Raw genomic sequence first — 20079 nt, forward strand, 5'->3', positions numbered from 1 at the left:
TTTCTCTATTCAATTAACATATTTTTAGAATGAAATTTTCCAAGTTCTTGTTTTAATTTTTCTAATTCAGATTCATTCATATGGTATTTAGATTTAGAGATATGAACATTTTTTTTAAAAATTTTTCCATTAATTTTACTTTTATAAGTAATGTATATAGTTTGGTTTTGAGAAAATGAAAATGAGATTATTTCTTTATCGTCATTTTGTATTCCAAAAAAATATTGAAAAAACTGTTCAATTTTATTTAATACAAATTTCATGTTTTTATTCTTTTTAATAAAATAATAGTTTATGTTTTGTTAAAATATAAAATTCCTTCGAATAACTAGAATTATATGAAAATCAGTTTCATGTAAATATAAAATTTTTATTATAATTACAACTATAATTTAAATTTTTTTAATTTTTCCAGATTTTTTAAATAATGGTGTCCTTATAAAATATTTTAATGTTATTTTTTATAATTAAATTTTTTTTTAAATTAAATTTTATACTTTTTATAATATTTTTTATTTTTTAAAAATTTTGATAATAAATTTAACTTTAAAAAATCCAGCCAATTTTTACAATGTTCCAATAAGGTATAGGATATTTTTTTAATTTGCTGACAACCACGTTGTTTATTTGATTGGTGAACTCCGTGTATTCAGCTGATTGTAATGCAGCATTTATAAATGGTGCCACTGCTGGGTTGCTAAAAGACACACTTGTATTGGCACTCACATGGATTGGCAATTGAACGCCAAGTTCAGAACCAAATGCAAACCATCCAATTGGAGACCCGCTCGTTGATAGCCATCCAATTTGAGGTGTCCAATAAATTGTAGTGATTTCAGTTAATTGATTAAAGGGAGTATTTATCTGGGTTGTTGGTGTATTTGATACTGTTAAATTTATTCTTCCGGTAGTATTTACACCAATTGTTTTTCTTCCATAGGCTGCGCCAATATAAAAACTTGTGCGAATCGGAAAAATGCTAAGTTTTACTTCATATTGTTTATAGTTTAACGCAAATTTATCGAGCTGAAAATCTGTTGAGCTGCTGTTGATAAAGCTTTTAATTAATGGAAGTGATAATAAGTTTAAATTGGTAAAGCCACCATAGTTAACAGATAAACCTATATAATCGAGAAATTTTGTTTCTAAGCTATAGTTTAATCCCATTAAAATACCAAATCCGACCATGGGACCAATCCGAAAAGTGCCAAACATCCCATCATTTGGATCGCGAGGTTGGTTTTCTTGATTTGATTTCGATTCGTTCTTTTTTTCTTCTGGTTGTTCTTCTTCGTCAACTTCTTCTTCGATTTTCTCTTCTTGTTCCATAAAATCTTTTTTAAGAGGAGTTGGCTTTTCGATGAATTCTGGACCAGTAGATGGTTTGGTTAAATTTTTTGGTGTGGGTTTAATTACAGGAGGTTTACTCATGAATGGATTTTCGTTAATTATTGGATTGATTAATTTATTTTGAAGATTTCTTTGAGGAAGAGGAATAGTTGGATCAACTTGCGAAAATAGAGTTGCTGAATAGCAAATAAAATAAGAAAGTGCTAATAATTTCAACAAGAATCGCATTTAAAAACTATCCTTAATGCTAAATTTTATTTAATTAAGTTTAAAGATTTATATTTATATTATAAAGTAAATATATTTAAATCAAGGAGATAAATTCTGTTGCCCATGCGTCACCTCTAATTTTTTCTTTTGGGGCAATAGCGATAGTTTCTTTGTTTAGTAGAATTTTTTGTTCATCAAGCCCGCGTTTGATTTTAGGATGAGATGTCAATAAATTCATAAATTTTTTTAAGTCTATCTGCTCTTCTAGCCAACGGGTTGGAATTCCATTTGGGGTTCGTAATAAAGTGAAAAACATTTCTTCTAAATATTCTTGTTTTGAACGATGGGGTTCAAAAATAATAGAAAAATTTTTAATTTTTTCTGATTCATCAGAAAAAATAAGTTTGTCGTTTCCGGGTTCTGTTACGGCATTGGGATCGCCAATCTTGTAACGAATACCATATGGGTTTTGTTGAGTGGCTGGAAGAAGGCCATGAGCTCCTGTTCCAATTCCAATGTAAGGTTTTCCGAACCAATAAATGTTGTTGTGTTTTGCTTCAAACTTTGAAAAATTGCTTGTTTCCAATTGGTTAAATCCAATTTTTTGGCATGCTGTTAAAATTTGATAGTATTCTAATTCAGCAATTTCTTCATTAGCAGAATCAGTTTTGTCAAAAAGAGTTCTAGGTTCTATTGTTAGAGCATAGGCAGAAATGCCTGTTGCTCCTATATTGGCAAGCGTGAGAATTTCATCTTCAATCGCAATGGTTCTAGTCCCTTTTTTTAAACCATAAATTAAATCGACTTGGATATTTTTAAAACCGGCATGGCTAGCCCATTGAATATTTTTAAGTACATCTTGAGGAGTATGGCGTCTTCCTAAAAACTTTAATGTATTGGGGCAAATGGATTGTGCGCCAAGAGTAATGCGATCAAATCCAACTTGAAAATAAGAATCAAATTTGCGTTTAATATTAGTATATGGATTGGTTTCTAATGTGCACTCTTCTATAATAAAATATTGCTTTAAAATATCAATGAAATCTTTGTAATAAGAAGCTTCAAATAATCCAGGGGTTCCACCGCCAAAATAAACAGTAACGTGTTTGTGATGATAATTAGGAATTAAATTAATAAAATATAGTAACTGAGATTTTAATTCTATAAAAAAAGAATTAACCGATTTTTTTGAAAAATTAGAGGTTTTAATAAAGTCGCAATATGGACAAATGTGAGAGCAAAAAGGAATATGAAAATAAAAACCAATTTCTGATCGTTGCGAATTTAAAGTTAGCATTGTTGTTGATCCGTAATTTTTTGATAGATACATGCATTATATAAAAGCGAGCGTTGTTTGTACTCGATTTTATTTTAAAATAATAGTTTAAAATAAAATAATTTGTCAATTAATATTTTGCTTATATAAATTTAATTATAACTTACAGTTCATTAATTGACAAAAATATTAAAATGTGTCAGTTAACTGTTGAATGTATTTTTTTGTAATAAAACAGCTTAATTGCAATATTAAAAATATAATGAATGATGATTAAAAGAATATTTATTTTTATATGTTTTTCTCGTTATGCGTTAGCGCAACAAAATAGTATACCAGTTATTATACAGCCTGAAGCACAACAAGATAGCAATCTGTCTCAATTGGAAAGAGATTTTAATTCTTCTGTTGAAACTTTGCTTAACCCCTCGGCGGGTAATATCAATCAAGAAGTGATTGATTCAAAAAATCTTTCAGGCAGTTCTGCTGCACCAAGAAGTATTGAAGACTTTTTAAGCCAAACGCGTGCGGCACAAGTTGAGCGTTATGGAGGAGAGGCAGGGGTGTTGCGTGTGCGACTTCGAGGCGCGCGGGCATTTGAGCCCACTCTATATTTTAAAGGTTTATCGCTTTCTTCCTTAGCAGGTTCAAATATTTCGCTTTTGCCCTTGGGTGCATTGGGATCGTTATATGTCTATCCTGATGTTGCGCCATTTTGGTTAGGATCTATGGGAATTTCTGGAGACATTAATATACTTCCTTGTCGCTTTTATAATTGTGTTTCTTTAAAGCCAGAGCAAGGTAAAAATTATTTTAAGATTGTTAATAAAATTGGTTCTTATAGTTTTTTACAATTAAATGCGAGCTATTATTTAAAATTAAATAAAGAAACAGAGATTAACACTACAATTGAATCAATATCGAGTAAAGAAGATTACCCTGTATTTAATAATAATAATTCTGTTTTATATGCAGATCAAGGAAATTATGAGCCATTAAAAAATAATGATTTTAAAAAATTTGGTTATAGTTTAGGAATTTCTACTTATAACCAAAAATTTGGCAAAATAGATTTTGATCTTATTGCAGGGACGCGCTCAAGTGGAATTCCTGCTCTACCTGGATCTGTTTCATATGCGCGATTAAATAATAATCTAGTTTTGGCTGTTTTAAATAACGAAAAAATCTTTCCAGATAGCGGTGTGCAATGGAGTAATCAAATAGGTTTATCTTATAGCTACTCTAAAAATCAAAATGTAACTGCTGGTTTTTCTGGTCAAGCAGGGAGCGTGTTGAGTTATTCTGCGCAACTCAAATCATGGTTTATTATTCCTTCTAATATTATTAGTGAAGAATATTCTGGATTAGCATTTGAAGTATTGCATACGCAACAGCAAACAAAAACTTTTGTCCCAGCAGGTCAATCTTCAAGTTTTGATAGTTTTGCTAATGCAAATAGAACAGATTTTAAGCCAGCACTTTTTAATTCTATTGTATTTCCAATCAATAACAATTTTGTTTTATCGTCAAGCTTAAATTCTTGGATATCAATTTCAAATGCAAATTCCAAGATGGACTGCAACTATCCTAGCATTCAAAATATTTGTCAAAATAACTTTATTCAGCAAGAAGAACCTGTCTATGGAGGAAATTTTTCAATTCAGCTAGGTTATAATAAACTTATTTCTTTTTTACGAATATCGCAGTCAATGCGAAGACCACATCTTCATGAATTTTATGGTGCTCCAAATGGAATTTTACCAAACGTACAATTATTACCAGAAAAAAGCCAAAAATTTGAAACAGGCGTTAGATTACCTGTAGGAGAAATTGGATATTTTTATGCGAAAGATCATAATTTAATATTTTTACAGCAAAATAACTCTAATACATCACAGTTTCAAAATATTGAAAATAGTCTTCGTTACGGTTATTATTTAAATTCAGATTTTTATTTTTCTGATTATGTGCGATCTTCATTTTCTTATAACTTTCTCAATGCAAAGATATTAAATAATATTAATATCGGAGACACTACTTTACCGCGAAGTCCTATACACTCAGCGAGTTATGGTCTTAATTATGACAATATTTATGCAGGAAATTTTTTTAATTTTAATACAAAATTTGGAGGGTATTTTAATTTTAATTGGCAAAGTGAGTTTTATTTAGATAATGAAAATTATACTTCTATGAAAGTACCAGTAGTGTATAATTCTGGAATTTTATTTAGTTTTGAAAATATAACAAGAGGAATAAATTTTAAAATACTATTTGATTTATTTAATATTTTTAATGAAAATTTTTCTGTTGTTACAGATAAAACTGGTTTTAGTCAAATTTATCAATCAAATGGAGTTTTGGGATATCCAAGTCCAGGCAGACGTATATATTTATCAATAATAAGTGAGTTTTAATATGAAAAAAAATTGTCTATTTTTTTTTATAATTTATATTTTAATTTCTGCTTGTGGAGATCTAAAAAATACTAATTATAAATTTAGTGATAAAGATTACTTAAATAATAGTGTGGAACCATATTTTTCGTATTATACTATAAATTCTTATGGAGATTATAGCAATTTAATGAGGTTCAATTTTTCAAATAATACAGCAGAACTATTAGATACTCGCTTCTTTAGTGGTGATGCAATGGTTGTGCAAAAAATGAACATTTATAAAGATCTTGAAGATATTTATTTTATTGAAAGGTTTTCAACACAGAAGCCTTCAAGAGTAACTTATTTAACTTCAGGTAATAAGTTTACAGAAAATAGTAATTTTCCTATGAACTTACATGCGCTTGCTTTTTTTAAAGAAAGTATAGTTGGAGTTGGCTATGATCTTGGTGAAGCGATACAAACTTCAAAGGATACACAAAAAATTATAATTGGTAAAAGAAAGATAGAAAATTTACATCACACAAATTATGCAACCGCATCTATTTCAAGTTCAAATTTAAGTGCAATTTTGCATGATAATCAAAATATTTTTGTTGTTTCTCAAGGATCTTGGAATGATAATACTGTTAAACCATATATTTATCAACTCGATGATAAAATGTTAACTGTTAAAAATTCTTGGCCTATACCAAATTGTTTTAACGCCGCAAGGCATGTTAATGTTATAGATTCTAGTAAATTAGTGGTACTTTGTAACCCTTATCAAAATAATATTTCTAATACTGTTAATGTTTTTTTAATTGATATCTCTAATTTTAATAATATTCATACTCCAGAAATTACTAAAATTTTAACGAAAGAGAGAATTAAAAATGGATTTCAGTATTTTGAAATAGGAGGATTGTCTGCAGATAGAAATTCTATTTTTATTAATGAAAAAGCAGGAATTTATGACGAGAAATCTCAATATGTCACTAAATATACAAATACTGATTCTTATTGGTTTAATTTAAAAGAAACGACTGCTCAAAGTTTAAATGAAGAAGCTAGAAAAATTTATGTGAGTAATGTTTCTGGTTCTGTAATATATAATAATGCAGCACAAAAATACTTATTTAGTTGTCTTTTAGATACTCGAACTTTAACTTGTCAAATTGGCAGAGGAGCTGTATCTACCTCAATGGATGCAAAAGATTATAGTGTGGTGAATTTGCTAACATCTTCAAGAAACTATATTAATTTTCCTACAGTTATATTCTAATTGAAAGTACTTATTCATGCAGTTATCTATTTTATTATATTGTCGTGCGGGTTTTGAAAAAGAATGTGCGGCAGAAATTATTGAATATGCGGCATTGCTTAATATTCAAGGTTATGTAAATGCTAAAGAAAACTCAGCTCATGTGTTGTTTCATTTCATAGATCAAACGCAAGTAGTTTCATTTTGGAAAAATTTGCATCTCGAAAAACTTATTTTTTCGAGACAAATATTATTGACCTCTCCAATGTGCTCAAGTCTTCCAGAAAAAAATCGCACAAATCCTATATTAGCGTATCTTGAACAATATTTTTTAGATTTAATAAAAGATAACAAATACTTAGAAGATTTGTTTGTTGAAACGTTTGATACCGATGAGTATAAAGAAATTCTCAGTTTTTGTAAAAAATTTACAAGCCCAATGGTCTCTGCGCTTAAAAATAAGGGGTATATTTTACGAGATATAAATAATTCTCTTTATCGTTTGCATCTTGTTTTTTTAGATAGTCGATCTTGTTTTATTGGCTTAAGCCTGATTGGTCGCTCTTCAAAGTGGTATATGGGTATTCCTCGATTAAAATTTCCTGAAAATGCTCCCAGTCGATCTACATTAAAACTCGAAGAAGCTTTTTTAACATTTATGAGCGAGGCAGATCGCGCAACACGTTTACAACCAGGCATGAAAGCGATAGATTTAGGCGCAAGTCCTGGAGGTTGGACATACCAATTTGTTAAAAGAAGTATATATGTTTATGCAATTGATAATGGCGCAATGGATAAGTCTTTACTAAACTCTGGATTAGTAGAACACTTACAAGTAGATGGTTTTAAGTTTATTCCAAAAAAACCAGTTCATTGGTTAGTGTGTGATATGGTAGAAAAACCTTTTAGAATTGCCCAACTTATTGCAGAAAGAGCGAGTTGTAAAATTGCAAGCGAGTTTATTTTTAATTTAAAATTGCCCATGAAAAAAAAATATGATGAAGTTAAAAAGTGTATTATGTATATTGAAGAAAATTTAAATTCTGCAAACATTAAATTTAATATAAAATGCAAACAGTTGTATCATGATCGTGATGAAGTAACGGTATGGTTGTATATATATGGTGCGACTTCGTAATAGTTTATTTAAATTATTGGCTACCTATTTTTCTATAAAAATATTAAAAAATTAAAAATATCTATAAAATTGTTAATATATTTATTTGACATTAAAAATTTTTTTTTATATTCATTGTTTATTAATAAATGAAAAGGTAGCTTATGAATGGACAATTTGCAATTGAAGTTAAAAATTTAGATAAAAAAATTTATAAAAAAAATATAATAGATAAGCTTTCATTTACAGTTGAAAAAGGCTCAGTTACTGGATTTTTAGGTCCTAATGGTTCTGGAAAAACGATAACACTAAGTATGTTAACGGGTCTTATTGTTCCAGATAGTGGAAATATAAAAATTTTTGATAAGGTGTTGGATAAAAATCATAAATCTTGTGTACATATTGGTGCAATAATTGAATTACCAGAATTTTATCCTTCACTCAGTGCAGAAGACAATTTATATAATTTAGGAATTTTAACGCCAAATATTGAGAAAAAATATATATTACAGAGAGTTTATGAAGTACTAGATGTCGTAGGGCTAAAAAAAAATAAAGACGAAAAAGTAAAAAATTTTTCTTTAGGTATGAAACAACGATTGGGTATTGCACAAGCGCTTTTAGGTGACCCCGATATTTTAATACTTGATGAGCCTACAAATGGAATAGATCTTATTGGTTTAAGAGATTTAAAAGAAATTATTAAATATTATTCTAAAGAAAAACAAAAAACTTTTTTTATTTCTAGTCATATGGTCAGCGAACTCGAAGATATTTTTACAGACTTGGTTTTAATTAAAAATGGAAAAAATTTGTGGCAAGGCAAAAAAAATGAAGTTTATGAATACAATAAATCATTAGAGAATTTTTTTATAGAGGCTATTGAAAGTGATCAATATATTACTAAAATCTGAGCTACAAAGATTTTACTTTTTTAACAAAAAATTTTTAATATTATTTTCTTTATTATTATTTACAATCAATTTTTTAATTGCATATTTTTATAAAATTAAATACTCAATGATTGAAAAAATTTTACCTACATTTCCTTCTTTTTCTAGTTATCCAATTCTTTTTTTGTCAGAAATTCAGGCTGTTTTTTTAAATTTTATGTTCATAATATTTACAGCAAATTTTTTTTATAAAGAGCTTGATAGTGGTTTTTTAAAATTTCTTTTTTTAAGACCAATTTCTAAGATTCAATTTTTTATAACAAAATTAATTATCTTTTATTTTTTTTTGATTTATGTATATTTTGTATTTTTCATAAGTAGTTATGTTTCTGGTTTTTTGTTGCTTGAAAATGTCGAAAAAATTACATTTTTTTCTTCTGATATTGAAATAGGATATATGCAGTGGTTCAGAAATACGGTTATATTCTACATTTTATCTTTAATTACTATGGTGCCATTTTCATTGTGTTTAATTATAATAAACTCTTACATTAAAAATTCTTTTTATTCTATTATGCTAACTTTATTCTTTTTATTTTTAAACATTATTTATCCTTTTATTAAAAATAAAATTTTATATAATTTTGGTTACAGAAATAAAGAAGATTTTAAAATGTTTGATTATTTTTCATTAACGCAATTTCAATTAAGTGGGATAGTTGAATTTATTAACGGAAAAAATATATTTTATATGTCGATATTTTCTGTTTTATTATTGATCGCATTTTTTATTTCTAGTAAATTGTATATAAAAATGTATAATAAATTATAAGGTAATTTTATGAATATCTTGATAAAAAGTGATTTATTCTTAATTTATAAAAGAAATTTATTGTTTTACATTTTTATTTTTTTGTTATTTGTTAATGTACTATTTGCCTTTCTTTATACTAGAAATAATATTGTATATCCAAATGAAAATGATGTAAATCATATTAATTCGCTTAATTTTATAATCCATATTATGTTAGAAAACTCTATATTTACATTTAATATGATTTCAATTTTTTTAGCTATAATTTTATTTGATTTTAAATTTTTTAAAATTTTTTATTATAAAAAAATTAGTTTAAAAGAAGTTTTTTTAAGTAAGATTGTTTTTTTAAATTTTGTTTTATTATTTATTATTTTAGTTTTTTGTTTAGTAAATTTAGTTTTAGGTTTAATATTATTTGATGTTCCAGATTTAATCTTTGTTTACGGAAAAAATGAACCTATTAGTTATTTTAGTTTTTTTGTTTATGTAGTAAAATACTATTTTATTTGTTATTGTTCATTTTCTTTAATTTCTTCAATGACATTATTTTTTTATACTATTTTTAGCAACAAAATTTTGACATTTTCTATGATTCTTTGTTTTTTGATAGCTCAGTTTTATACCCCAAAATTTTCTATTATTTTGCATCAAGCGCAATTTAAAAAAATTTTATTTGAAGATATTTATTTTTATAAAACAATTGCTTATTTATTATTAAATTTTATAACAATTTTTATATCTTATTGTTTATTTACAATATTTCGTGAAAAATTTCTTTTTAAAATTTGTAATCCATTAAAAAAAATTATACAATAATTCAATGTAAAAAGTATAGTTATGTGTAAAATTATATTTTATTGGATTAATATGAATTTTTTTAAACTAATTATTATTTTAATAGTTTCTTTTTTATGTAATAATTATATTTTTTCACAAGAAATTATAAAGCATTCTCTTTCTGCATCGCAAAACGATGAAACATTAAGTTATGAACTTATGGTTTTAAAATTAATTTTAGATAAATCGAAACAAAAATTTGGAGACTATAAATTAGTAAAGTCAGAAAAAATGTCTCAATCAAGATCTTTTCAAGAGCTAAATAAAAGCAATCCCGAGGTTCATGTCGTTGCAACTATGACATCTATAGAAAGAGAAAGTCTTACGATTCCTATTCGATTTTGCATATTTAAGGGGCTTCTTGGAGTTCGTATTCCTATAGTTCTCAAAAAAGAAAAATCTAGAATTGAAAATGTAAAAACGTTTGATAACTTAAAAAGTTTAAAAGCTGGTCAAGTTTTTGATTGGCCTGATACTACTATTTTACAAAAAAATAATATAAATGTTATTACCTCATTACAATATCAAAATTTATATCCAATGCTCGAAAGAAAAAGATTTGATATTTTTCCTTTGGGTGCGTTAGAAGTTTATGAAATTGCAGATGAACGTCAAAAAGAATTTGATATTGATGTTATCAGTAATTGGGCAATTGTATATCCAATTGGTTATTATTTTTTTGTTAGCAAAAAAAATAAAAAACTTGCCGAACGAATAAATTATGGCTTTATAAGTGCTATTAATGATGGTTCTTTTAATAAGTTATTCGAAAAATACAATAATGAAGTTTTGACTAAGGCAAATTTAAGCAGTAGAAAGTTTTTTTATTTAAAAAATCCAATTTTACCAAAAACAACAGAATTTAATAACCCAAAATTTTGGCATCCAATAATATATAATTATTATTCTCACTAATTATTTCATTTAATAATTGGCAATTCAATCACAAAGCAAGTCTCTTTGTGATTGATATCAACATAAAAATTTCCGTTATGTTCTTCTATGATTCCTTTGCACATACTTAAACCTAATCCAATTCCTTGACCTATTTCTTTTGTAGTAAAAAATGGTTCCATAATTCTATCAACATTTTCTTTAGGTATTCCATTTCCATTATCAATAAAATATATTTTTATTGTATTTTCCTTACGTTCTGAGTATATTTTTATTAATTTCTTTTTATTTTTTGAATTTTCTAATGCATCGTATGAATTTAAAAATAAATTCATAAATACATGGCTAATTTGACTTTGTCTACAGTATATTATTTGATCAGAATTAATTTTTAGATTAATATGGATGTTTTTATTTGAAAATTTTTGATAAATTAAATCAAGAACATTTGAAATTATATTATTTAATGGTGTGAATTCAAATTTATCTTCGTCTGAGTTTTTAGCAAAATGTTGTAATCCTTTTATAATTTTTGAAATTCTTTCTATCGCTGCAGAAATTTTTATTAAATCTGTTTGAAGGTTACTAATATTTAAATTATTTGAACTTTTGGTAGCAAAAGTAATCAGTTCTATTTTTCCAGAAATTATTGCTAAGGGATTATTAATTTCGTGGGCTATTCCGGAGGCCATTTCACCCAAAGAATTCAGTTTAGCATGAGTAATTAGTTTTCTTTCATTTTCAATTATTCGTGCATTTTTTAATCGAAGTTCAAAAAAATTTATAACATGTTTAGATAAGGATTTTAAAATTTCAATTTGAGTTTCATTTAAATGGTTTGGTTTGTAATCAATAACGCAAAGAGTCCCTATAGTGATTCCTTTTGGAGTTCTAAGCTGAGCTCCAGCATAAAATTTAATGTAAGGATCACTGATTACTAGCGGATTGTTGTTAAAACGTTCATCTTTTGTTGCATCTTCAATAATAAATATATCATTTTCATAAATTGCATGGTTACAAAAAGAAATATTGCGAGGGGTCTCAGAAACACCGAAACCAAATTTTGATTTAAACCATTGCCGATTAGTATCGATTAAGCTAATAAGCGAAACCGGTGTATTACAAATATAGGCAGCAATTTTGGTAATTTCATCATGGGTGAGCTCTGGAGGACTATCAAGAATATTGTATTCTTTAAGAGCTTGAAGTCTTAGTTTTTCGGAGTTTTCAGCTGAGGCTTTTAGCATATATATCCTTAAGAGTTTATTTTTTTATAAAATTATTTTATCATTGTATACTACCAGAATCGAGATTCTAAAGAAAAAAATTTTTTAAGATAAAAAAAACAAAAAGCACTTAAATAAGTGCTTTTTGTTTTTTTATGAAGAAAGAAACGAAAAAAATAAAATAACGAAAAATTAAACTTTTAAAGTGAGTTCATAATCATAGTCTAAAGATTTTAAATAAGACATTAACTTTTGTGCATCTTCGGGGGAAGTGTTGTAAGAGGTCACTATTCTAAATGTCGTAGTTTGTGTCACTTGATCTTCTGACGAAATGTACAAGTAATATTTTGATAATAGGTGATCTTTTAAAGATGTTGGAAGTTCTATAAAAATTTGGTTTGTTTCAACAGGCATTAAAGTTTTAATAAATTTTAAGTTTTGTAAACTTTCTGCAATTTCTTTAGCTACCTTATTTGCATGTTTAGCATTATTGAACCATAAATGATCTTTAAGATATGCAATAAATTGTGCAGGTATAATACGAGATTTTGAAAACAACTGCATGCCTTGTTTTTGAATATGGATAAAGTCTTCTGCTAGTTTTTTATTAAAAATAACCACAGCCTCTGCAAGGCTTCCTCCATTCTTTGTTGCACCAAAAGAAAGAATGTCAACACCAGTATCTGTTACCATTTCTTTTAAATTAACATTTAAAGTAGCTGCTGCATTCGCAAGTCGCGCTCCATCCATATGAACAAATAGATTTTTTGAGTGTGCATAGTCACAAATTTCTTTAATTTCTTGGAGTGTATAAACTGTGCCAAGCTCTGTAGGTTGAGTGATTGAAACAGCTTTTGGAGTGTTATGGTGAAAATCATTTTTAGCATTTAAGATGTTTTCTATTGCGCTGATTGTCAGTTTGCCTTGTTGATGCTTTGCCTGAAAAATTTTTGCTCCAGTCATATTTTCTAAAGCACCACATTCTGCTCCATTAATATGTGCAATATCTGTGCATACAACTGCATGATGGCTTTTTAAGATGGTTTTTAAGGCAAGAACATTGGCAGCAGTTCCTGTTCCAACAAAAAAAGATTTGCAATCAGTTTGAAATGATTTTTGCAGATCTTTGGATGCCTGTTGTGAATAAGAATCTTGCCCATATGGAAGCTCTATGGAAGTCATTGATTCTACAATTTTTTTTATAATTTCAGGATGAGTGCCAACGTAATTATCGCTAGCGAATTGAATAATTTTAGAGTCTTGCATAAAAATCCTAGTAACCAAAAAAAATGATACTTGCCAAGATGACGAAGCGTAAGGTAGGCTCGCACATTGGTCTTTATCTAACCATAAAGAAACCAAGCTATGCAAACTCTTTTATATGGTGATGAAATGATTTTCAAGTTTCTCGTTTTTTTACCACGCTTTATAATGCTTTTTAGTAATACTGCAATGCAATTAGTATTTTCCAACCTAGCTAAACATTATCATCATCATCGTTCACATCACTAAAAATCTATTTATTACAATTATTTACATAATATTTTTGCGAGCACTTAGGTAACTTGCTGAAATAATTAGAAAAATTTTAAATTGTTATTAAGACACTTTAATTGTTAAAAGGAAATATCATGTATTTTTTTAATGTTAAATTAACTATTATTATATTTATGCTTTTAAGTCAAATATCTTGGGCTATCCCTAAAAACGTGAACAGCTTAGAGAGTATTAAAAAGCTAGGAGTATTAACCGTTTGTTCCCAAGCAGGGTTTATTCCTTTTGAATATAAAAATAATAAAGGAGAGTGGCAAGGTTTTGATGTTGACTTAATGAAAGCTTTTAGCAAATATTTAGGAGTTAAGTTACAAATGATTGACACAAAAATGGAAGGTTTAATTCCTTCATTACAAACCGGAAAATGTGATTTTATTGCGTCTGGATTAACAATTACCGAAGAGCGAAAAAATGCGGTATTATTTTCTAAACCAGTTCATTTTGCTACTATTTCCGCGGCATTATTAGACAATCCAGAAAATAGAAAAAAGTATAAAATTTTTTCTGATATTGATAAAGAAGGGATTAAAATTGCTTCACACACTGGTTCTGCTGCAACACTTTTTTTAAAAGATTATCTTAAGAATGCAAACCATTTGCAATTTGATACGTTAAGCGATCAGGTTAGCGCGTTAATTCAAAAAAAGGTAGAAACATTTGTCGATGACGATATTTTTATTCGTGAGGTTTCTAAAGAAATGAAAACTAAATTTTATACAATTATTTCTAATAATCAAGGCTATATTGCGATGGCGGCAAGAAAAGAAGATGATCATCTTATTAATAAATTTAACAAATTTCTTGATCATTTTGAAAAAAGTGATGAATATAAGTTGTTAAAAGAGTTTTATTTTAAATAGTATTGGGAGGATGATAAATAATGAAATATAATAGTTTGCTAGATTATCTTGGTGAAACACGGTTATCAGTAGAGCATGAATTTAGTGTAAAAAATTTGTTTCGTATTGCTAGGTCTAAAATTCCAATTGAAGCAGAAAAAATTCTGCTTTCATTAAAAAAATTAGATTTGAGCGCCTTTCCGGAAAGTAAAAAATTTTTGATGGATGCATTTTTTTTGCAGTTTTTTTCTCAATTAGAAGAATTAAATTTAAATTATCAGATTATTTCTAACTATGATGATTTAAAGTGTTTAAAAAATTTAAGAATTTTATCAATAAAAGGTCATAATTTAAAAAAATTAGGAGAGATTAGTAATTTTTTGTGCTTGCATGAATTACATTTAGACGAAAATAATTTTTCTGATGTGAGCGAACTTAATTCTTTAAAAAACTTAAAAATATTAACTCTTAAAAAAAATAAAATTAGAAAAATATGTGAATTATCGCAACTTGTAAATATAGAAGAACTCGATATTTCTGATAATGATATTTCAGATATAATGCCTTTGAAAAATTTACAGTCTCTTAAAAAATTGAGCGCAAATAAAAATATTTTAGATAATTTAGAGCCACTTGCTAAGTCTAGGAGTTTGAGTACACTATTACTAGCAGAAAATCAAATAAGTGAAATTGATTTTATTCAAAATTTAAATAATTTAACTAAACTAGATTTAAGGAACAATAGAATTCGTAACGTTAGGGTACTTAAAGATCTAAGAAATTTATTTGAATTAGGTCTTTCTGGGAATCCTTTGTATGATGATGATTACGATTTGTTTCCGAGATCGTTAAAAATTGATTAATCATTTAAAATGGTGTTTATATGGACAATAAATCATCTAATCATAAAATTATTTTTATTGTTGTTTTATTTCTTGTTCCTATATCACAAAGTGCAATAGATATTTATTCTCCTTCGTTGCCAGAGATTTCACGATCACTTGCAACAAAAGATAGTTATGTTCAACTAACTGTTTCATTGTATTTACTTTCACTTGGTCTTGGTCAATATTTCTATGGAATTTTAGCAGATTCAATTGGAAGAAAAAAATCTTTATTATTTGGCTTGTTACTTTTTACTGTATCAAGTTTTTTTTGTTATTTTGCAAACCATATATTTATTTTGATTATTTCGCGTTTTTTTCAGGGATTAGGCGCAGCATCAATTGCGGTGTTATCAAAAACAATCTCTGTTGATTTATATAAAGGTCACGATCTTGTTAAGGCAAGCGCTTGGATTGGATTAATTTGGGGTGTTGCTCCAATAGTGGCTCCAGTTGTCGGTGGGTATCTTGATCATTTTGCAGGTTGGAGAGCTCCTTTTTTTGCATTATGTGTATATGGGATTATTTCTTGTTTTTTAACCGCTTTTTTTGTTACAGAAACCTATCCAAATTATAAAAAAGTTAATATTAAAAATTTTTTTGTTACTTCTTTGGAAGTTACAAAAAATAAAGATTTTCTTGGTAGTACATTGATTGTGGCAACAACAAATTTAGGATTATTTATTTTTACATTAATGGCGCCATTTTTAATTCAAAATGTTTTTTCTAAAAGCCAAGTTTTTTTTGGTTATATGGCTCTATTTGTTGGTGTTATATATATTTTGGGTGCCTTTTTAACACGTTTTGCAATTAAATTTTTTGAAGGAGAAAAAATTATTCGCTTTGTGAGCAAGATATTGTTGTTACTTGGCGTTTTAATGGTTATCGCTGCTTATATTTATCCAAATTCAATATTTATTTTAATGTTTACGTCTTCTGTTTTTGCCTTTGCTTCGGGTTTTTTATATCCATTTCTTGTTGCAAGGATGTTTGCCCCTTTTCAAAATATGGCAGGTATTGTCAGTGCAACTTATGGAATTATTTCTTATGTATTTTCTGGAATTATTTCTATTTTATTAAGTGGAATGAAAATAGAATCTTTAATGCAGGTTGCCATTGCATACTGTTTTGTAGGGTTGATAACGTATTTGGCAATGGCAAAAATGTTTGCATCAAAATTTAAAAAATCAAACCAAACAACCCACTAAAGCTGTTAAATTTGCATCAATTATTTTTACTGGAAGAATCATTCCAATAATATTTCGAGGAGAATGAACTTTTACTAATCTTCCTTCGTTTGTTCTGCCATACCAAGAATTTTCTTCTTTTCTATTTTTATACAATATGAGAACTTCACGAATTTTAGATATTTCTTGAAAGTTTTGTCTTTCTGTTTCTTTTCTTTGAAGTTCTAGTAAAACCTGGAGACGTTTGTCTTTAACATCTTCTGGAACTTGATCTTTAAAACGTGTAGCTGGAGTGCCTTTTCTAATAGAATATTTAAATGCATAAATAAATGCATATTGCATTTCTTGAACAAGAGAAAGCGTGTCTTCAAAATCTTGATCGGTTTCGCCAGGAAAACCGACAATAATATCTGTACTAAATGCAATATCAGGACGGACATCGCGTATCCATTTAACCCGTTCAAAATATTCGGCACGTGTATATTGTCTGTTCATCCTATCAAGTATGCGATCGCTTCCTGATTGAACTGCAAGATGAAAAGAATTTGTAACTTTAGGTAAATCTGCAAATGCTTTTGCAAGTTGTGGTGTAAAGTCATGAGGATTTGATGTTGTAAATCGAATGCGTTCTACTTCAGAAATGTTGCTAACCGTGTATAAAAGATCGGCAAATGGCAATTTGCCTTGGGATGAATGGACATCTTGGGCTCCTATTAAGTCGAGTCCGTAGGAGTTTACGTTTTGTCCTAGTAATATAATTTCTTTAACGCCCTTATCAACGAGATAATTAATTTCTTGAATAATTTCTGGTTCAGAGCGGCTTTTTTCGCGGCCTCGGGTATAAGGAACAACACAAAATGTACAAAAATTGTTACAACCTTTAATAATATTAACGAAACGAGTGACTTCGCTTTTATTTTCGTCATAATATGGAGGGACAACATCAATTGGAATAGAGTATTGTTGTTCTTTATTATCAAATTGTGTTGAAACAAAAGGAACATGCTTTTGAGTGGTAAACTGTTCCATAGAGTTACGATCTTGTTCCGATTTTTCAATAACTTTTTCTAATAATTGAGGGAGATCTTCAATTTGATCGGAACCAAAAATCAAGTCAAGGTATGGAACCTCTTTAGCGAGTGATTGAGATTCTGCTTGAGCAACGCACCCCGAAACGGCAATAATGAGGTTTGGGTTTGTCTCCTTTAACGGCTTTAATTCGCCGAGGCGACTCACGACTTTATGACGTGCTTTTTCTCGAATATGGCAGGTATTTAAAAGAATAAAATCGGCTTCATTTGGATCTTCTGTGGGACGGTAATTGAGTCTGCCAAGCAATCCAAGCATTCGTTCGGAATCGGCCACATTCATTTGGCAGCCCCAAGTTTGAATATAAACCTTTTTTAAGTAAACAGAATTTTTAGCGTCCACGTTTGGATATTCAACTTGAGGTTTGGGCATATATTTTGCAAAAAGCTCTTGAGGAGAACTAACTGGGGTTGAACTCATAATCATTGATTTATTTATACCGAACATGGACAAATTCCTATTAGCTAAAAAACTATTAACGCTTTTTTTGTTTTTTAAGTTTTTCTTCTTTTTTTCTTTTTTTCATACGGTTGATCTCTGCGAGATCGGCGCTACTCAATGGAGCCCCTCCTGCAGCGTTTGGCATTGAGGGCATATTTCCTCCAAACATATTTGCTAGGCCACCCATTCCGCCAAGGCCGCCACCGCCTCCGCCCATCATTTTTGCCATCTTAGCCATTTTTGCCATTTGGTTGAGCTGTCCTAAGCCAGGTATTTTCGACATAAGGCCACCACCGCCTCCACCTAAACCTAAGCCGCTCATCATTTGCATCATTTGGCGCATTTGCATAAATTGATCCACGAGATCTTTGACGTCTTTATCTAAATGCGCAGACCCTTTAGCAATTCGAGAAATTCTGCTGCGTGCTGATTGAGATTTTTGAATTAGCAGTAAGTCAGGGTTTTCTCGTTCTTTTTTAGTCATTGATTGCACAATTGCTGCTTTGCGTGTGATATCTTTATCATTCACCTTATTCAGATCTTGCGTTGAAATTTGGCCTGCAAGCGGGGTTTTTGCTAAAATGTCTTTAATTGGCCCCATTTTACTAATGGTTCCCATCATTTCCAAAAAGTCATTAAAATCAAAATGACCTTGCATCATGCGCGAAGCACTTTTTTCAATATTTTCTTTATCAACGGCCTTGGTGAAATCTTCCATTAGTCCAACAACATCGCCCATGCCTAAAATGCGGCTCGCCATGCCTTCTGGTCTAAATTCCTCGAGTTTATCGAGTGACTCTCCAGTACCAACAAAAACGATATTTTTTCCAGTTACTTTTTTTACGGAAAGTGCAGCACCACCCCGAGTGTCACCATCAAGTTTTGTTAATAAAACACCTGATAAATTGAGTCGCATGTCAAAAACAGAAGCTGTTCTAACGGCATCTTGACCAATCATAGAATCGATAACAAGCAAGATATTTTGCGGCAGGACTGCTGATTTGATTGATTCTAATTCTTGCATCAATTCGTTATCAATCGCTAAACGACCGGCAGTATCGATAATCACCAAGTCAAGCCATTCAGAACGTGCAAATTCAATTCCCTTTTGGGCAATTTCTACGGCATTGTTGGTATCAAGGGTAAACACAGGAACGTTGATTTTGTTGCCAAGAACCTTTAATTGCTCGCGTGCAGCGGGACGGTAAACGTCTGCAGCCACAAGCAGAGGGCGCATTTTTTCTTTTTCTGCAAGCAGTTTTGCAAGTTTTGCAGCATGGGTTGTTTTTCCCGCGCCTTGTAAACCAACAAGTAAAATAACTGTTGGGCCTTTGGTATTTTTGACGATTTCTGCTTGATTACCACCCAAAAACTCAACGAGTTCATCGTGACAAATCTTTACAAAGTGGTCGCTTGCAGAAACTTTTTGTCCCGATTTGGACTGCAAGGTCACAACGTCATTAAGAGCTTTTTGTTTAATATTTTCAAGAAACTGTTTTGTAACTTTGAGATCGACGTCAGCATCGAGTAAAGACTTTTTAATTTCGTCGAGCGCAGGAGCGATGTTATCATCAGTAAGACGTGCTTGTCCTTTAAGTTTGAGAGCTGCGTCTTTAAATCCTTGAGTGACTAAATTAAACATAATGTAACCTTTCCGCAAAAAAACGACCACAAACGAGTTTGTATACCTCTCAAAAGAGCTATTGGTCAATGCATAAAACGAACTCTGGTGAAATGCTCAAATCCAGCATAGAACAGCATGCAAGCATTTTTTCTTAACTTTGTTAAGAAGCATAGAAGCGCTGGAGTCGTATCTAATACTT

At 29.1% G+C, this 20079-nt stretch carries 17 protein-coding genes; 10 read left to right on the forward strand and 7 right to left on the reverse strand.

What is annotated here, in order from left to right:
• Positions 1 to 5 precede the first annotated feature (5 nt).
• The 3 genes from Spiro2_RS02620 to Spiro2_RS02630 form a co-directional block, all read right to left on the reverse strand.
• Positions 6 to 263 carry a hypothetical protein gene (locus Spiro2_RS02620; protein ID WP_338636832.1) on the reverse strand — a complete coding sequence of 86 codons (258 nt, stop codon included), beginning with the start codon at positions 261 to 263 and terminating at the stop codon, positions 6 to 8.
• A 283-nt stretch (positions 264 to 546) separates the two neighbouring features.
• On the reverse strand, positions 547 to 1578 hold the full coding sequence (locus tag Spiro2_RS02625; protein WP_338636833.1) for a hypothetical protein: 1032 nt from the start codon (positions 1576 to 1578) through the stop codon (positions 547 to 549).
• Between the two features lie 76 nt (positions 1579 to 1654).
• Positions 1655 to 2857: a radical SAM protein gene (locus Spiro2_RS02630; protein ID WP_338636834.1), complete on the reverse strand. Its 1203-nt coding sequence runs from the start codon at positions 2855 to 2857 to the stop codon at positions 1655 to 1657.
• Positions 2858 to 3102: 245 nt separating this feature from the next.
• On the opposite strand from Spiro2_RS02630, the gene Spiro2_RS02635 reads away from it, so the two are divergent.
• From Spiro2_RS02635 to Spiro2_RS02665, 7 genes are all read left to right on the forward strand, one after another.
• Positions 3103 to 5253: a hypothetical protein gene (locus tag Spiro2_RS02635; protein WP_338636835.1), complete on the forward strand. Its 2151-nt coding sequence runs from the start codon at positions 3103 to 3105 to the stop codon at positions 5251 to 5253.
• A gap of 1 nt (position 5254) precedes the next feature.
• The gene (locus Spiro2_RS02640) at positions 5255 to 6499 is read left to right on the forward strand and encodes a hypothetical protein (protein ID WP_338636836.1); all 1245 of its coding nucleotides are present in this window, start codon (positions 5255 to 5257) and stop codon (positions 6497 to 6499) included.
• A 16-nt stretch (positions 6500 to 6515) separates the two neighbouring features.
• Positions 6516 to 7616: a 23S rRNA (cytidine(2498)-2'-O)-methyltransferase RlmM gene (gene rlmM / locus Spiro2_RS02645; RefSeq protein ID WP_338636837.1), complete on the forward strand. Its 1101-nt coding sequence runs from the start codon at positions 6516 to 6518 to the stop codon at positions 7614 to 7616.
• A 143-nt stretch (positions 7617 to 7759) separates the two neighbouring features.
• Positions 7760 to 8509, forward strand: a complete 750-nt coding sequence (locus Spiro2_RS02650) for an ATP-binding cassette domain-containing protein (RefSeq protein WP_338636838.1) — start codon at positions 7760 to 7762, stop codon at positions 8507 to 8509.
• Positions 8484 to 9320 (forward strand): ABC transporter permease, encoded by an 837-nt coding sequence (locus Spiro2_RS02655; protein ID WP_338636839.1) that lies wholly within the window; start codon positions 8484 to 8486, stop codon positions 9318 to 9320. Before Spiro2_RS02650 ends, Spiro2_RS02655 begins: the two co-directional genes overlap by 26 nt.
• A 9-nt stretch (positions 9321 to 9329) precedes the next feature.
• Entirely contained in the window at positions 9330 to 10121 is a 792-nt protein-coding gene (locus tag Spiro2_RS02660; RefSeq protein ID WP_338636840.1) for a hypothetical protein, read from the forward strand.
• Between the two features lie 51 nt (positions 10122 to 10172).
• Entirely contained in the window at positions 10173 to 11057 is an 885-nt protein-coding gene (locus tag Spiro2_RS02665) for a hypothetical protein (RefSeq protein WP_338636841.1), read from the forward strand.
• 5 nt (positions 11058 to 11062) lie between these two features.
• Here the strand turns inward: Spiro2_RS02665 and Spiro2_RS02670 are convergent, their stop codons facing one another.
• Both Spiro2_RS02670 and Spiro2_RS02675 read right to left on the reverse strand, forming a co-directional pair.
• The gene (locus Spiro2_RS02670) at positions 11063 to 12283 is read right to left on the reverse strand and encodes a GAF domain-containing sensor histidine kinase (RefSeq protein WP_338636842.1); all 1221 of its coding nucleotides are present in this window, start codon (positions 12281 to 12283) and stop codon (positions 11063 to 11065) included.
• Positions 12284 to 12454: 171 nt separating this feature from the next.
• Positions 12455 to 13528, reverse strand: coding sequence for a threonine aldolase family protein (locus Spiro2_RS02675; protein ID WP_338636843.1), 1074 nt, complete (start codon positions 13526 to 13528; stop codon positions 12455 to 12457).
• Between the two features lie 365 nt (positions 13529 to 13893).
• Here Spiro2_RS02675 and Spiro2_RS02680 point away from each other — a divergent pair, with 365 nt between their 5' ends.
• The 3 genes from Spiro2_RS02680 to Spiro2_RS02690 are packed head-to-tail and all read left to right on the forward strand — an operon-like array spanning position 13894 to position 16747.
• The gene (locus Spiro2_RS02680; RefSeq protein ID WP_338636844.1) at positions 13894 to 14676 is read left to right on the forward strand and encodes a transporter substrate-binding domain-containing protein; all 783 of its coding nucleotides are present in this window, start codon (positions 13894 to 13896) and stop codon (positions 14674 to 14676) included.
• A gap of 20 nt (positions 14677 to 14696) precedes the next feature.
• Complete coding sequence (locus Spiro2_RS02685; RefSeq protein ID WP_338636845.1) at positions 14697 to 15518, forward strand: leucine-rich repeat domain-containing protein; 822 nt, start codon at positions 14697 to 14699, stop codon at positions 15516 to 15518.
• Positions 15519 to 15538: 20 nt separating this feature from the next.
• On the forward strand, positions 15539 to 16747 hold the full coding sequence (locus tag Spiro2_RS02690) for a multidrug effflux MFS transporter (RefSeq protein WP_338636846.1): 1209 nt from the start codon (positions 15539 to 15541) through the stop codon (positions 16745 to 16747).
• Here Spiro2_RS02690 and miaB read toward each other — a convergent pair.
• Positions 16727 to 18262 carry a tRNA (N6-isopentenyl adenosine(37)-C2)-methylthiotransferase MiaB gene (miaB, locus tag Spiro2_RS02695; RefSeq protein ID WP_338636848.1) on the reverse strand — a complete coding sequence of 512 codons (1536 nt, stop codon included), beginning with the start codon at positions 18260 to 18262 and terminating at the stop codon, positions 16727 to 16729. The genes Spiro2_RS02690 and miaB overlap by 21 nt on opposite strands.
• Before the next feature lie 28 nt (positions 18263 to 18290).
• Complete coding sequence (gene ffh, locus Spiro2_RS02700; protein WP_338636849.1) at positions 18291 to 19898, reverse strand: signal recognition particle protein; 1608 nt, start codon at positions 19896 to 19898, stop codon at positions 18291 to 18293.
• Positions 19899 to 20079 lie beyond the last annotated feature (181 nt).

The sequence above is a fragment of the Spirobacillus cienkowskii genome, from assembly GCF_037081835.1.
GTDB classification, from domain to species: Bacteria; Bdellovibrionota_B; Oligoflexia; order Silvanigrellales; family Silvanigrellaceae; genus Silvanigrella; species Silvanigrella cienkowskii.

Bases quoted from the DNA above. Each gene is read 5' to 3' on its own strand.
- Spiro2_RS02620 (WP_338636832.1), bottom strand. From the start codon at position 263: ATGAAATTTGTATTAAATAAAATTGAACAGTTTTTTCAATATTTTTTT.
- Spiro2_RS02625 (WP_338636833.1), bottom strand. From the start codon at position 1,578: ATGCGATTCTTGTTGAAATTATTAGCACTTTCTTATTTTATTTGCTAT.
- Spiro2_RS02630 (WP_338636834.1), bottom strand. From the start codon at position 2,857: ATGCTAACTTTAAATTCGCAACGATCAGAAATTGGTTTTTATTTTCAT.
- Spiro2_RS02635 (WP_338636835.1), top strand. From the start codon at position 3,103: ATGATGATTAAAAGAATATTTATTTTTATATGTTTTTCTCGTTATGCG.
- Spiro2_RS02640 (WP_338636836.1), top strand. From the start codon at position 5,255: ATGAAAAAAAATTGTCTATTTTTTTTTATAATTTATATTTTAATTTCT.
- rlmM (WP_338636837.1), top strand. From the start codon at position 6,516: ATGCAGTTATCTATTTTATTATATTGTCGTGCGGGTTTTGAAAAAGAA.
- Spiro2_RS02650 (WP_338636838.1), top strand. From the start codon at position 7,760: ATGAATGGACAATTTGCAATTGAAGTTAAAAATTTAGATAAAAAAATT.
- Spiro2_RS02660 (WP_338636840.1), top strand. From the start codon at position 9,330: ATGAATATCTTGATAAAAAGTGATTTATTCTTAATTTATAAAAGAAAT.
- Spiro2_RS02665 (WP_338636841.1), top strand. From the start codon at position 10,173: ATGAATTTTTTTAAACTAATTATTATTTTAATAGTTTCTTTTTTATGT.
- Spiro2_RS02670 (WP_338636842.1), bottom strand. From the start codon at position 12,283: ATGCTAAAAGCCTCAGCTGAAAACTCCGAAAAACTAAGACTTCAAGCT.
- Spiro2_RS02675 (WP_338636843.1), bottom strand. From the start codon at position 13,528: ATGCAAGACTCTAAAATTATTCAATTCGCTAGCGATAATTACGTTGGC.
- Spiro2_RS02680 (WP_338636844.1), top strand. From the start codon at position 13,894: ATGTATTTTTTTAATGTTAAATTAACTATTATTATATTTATGCTTTTA.
- Spiro2_RS02685 (WP_338636845.1), top strand. From the start codon at position 14,697: ATGAAATATAATAGTTTGCTAGATTATCTTGGTGAAACACGGTTATCA.
- Spiro2_RS02690 (WP_338636846.1), top strand. From the start codon at position 15,539: ATGGACAATAAATCATCTAATCATAAAATTATTTTTATTGTTGTTTTA.
- miaB (WP_338636848.1), bottom strand. From the start codon at position 18,262: ATGTTCGGTATAAATAAATCAATGATTATGAGTTCAACCCCAGTTAGT.
- ffh (WP_338636849.1), bottom strand. From the start codon at position 19,898: ATGTTTAATTTAGTCACTCAAGGATTTAAAGACGCAGCTCTCAAACTT.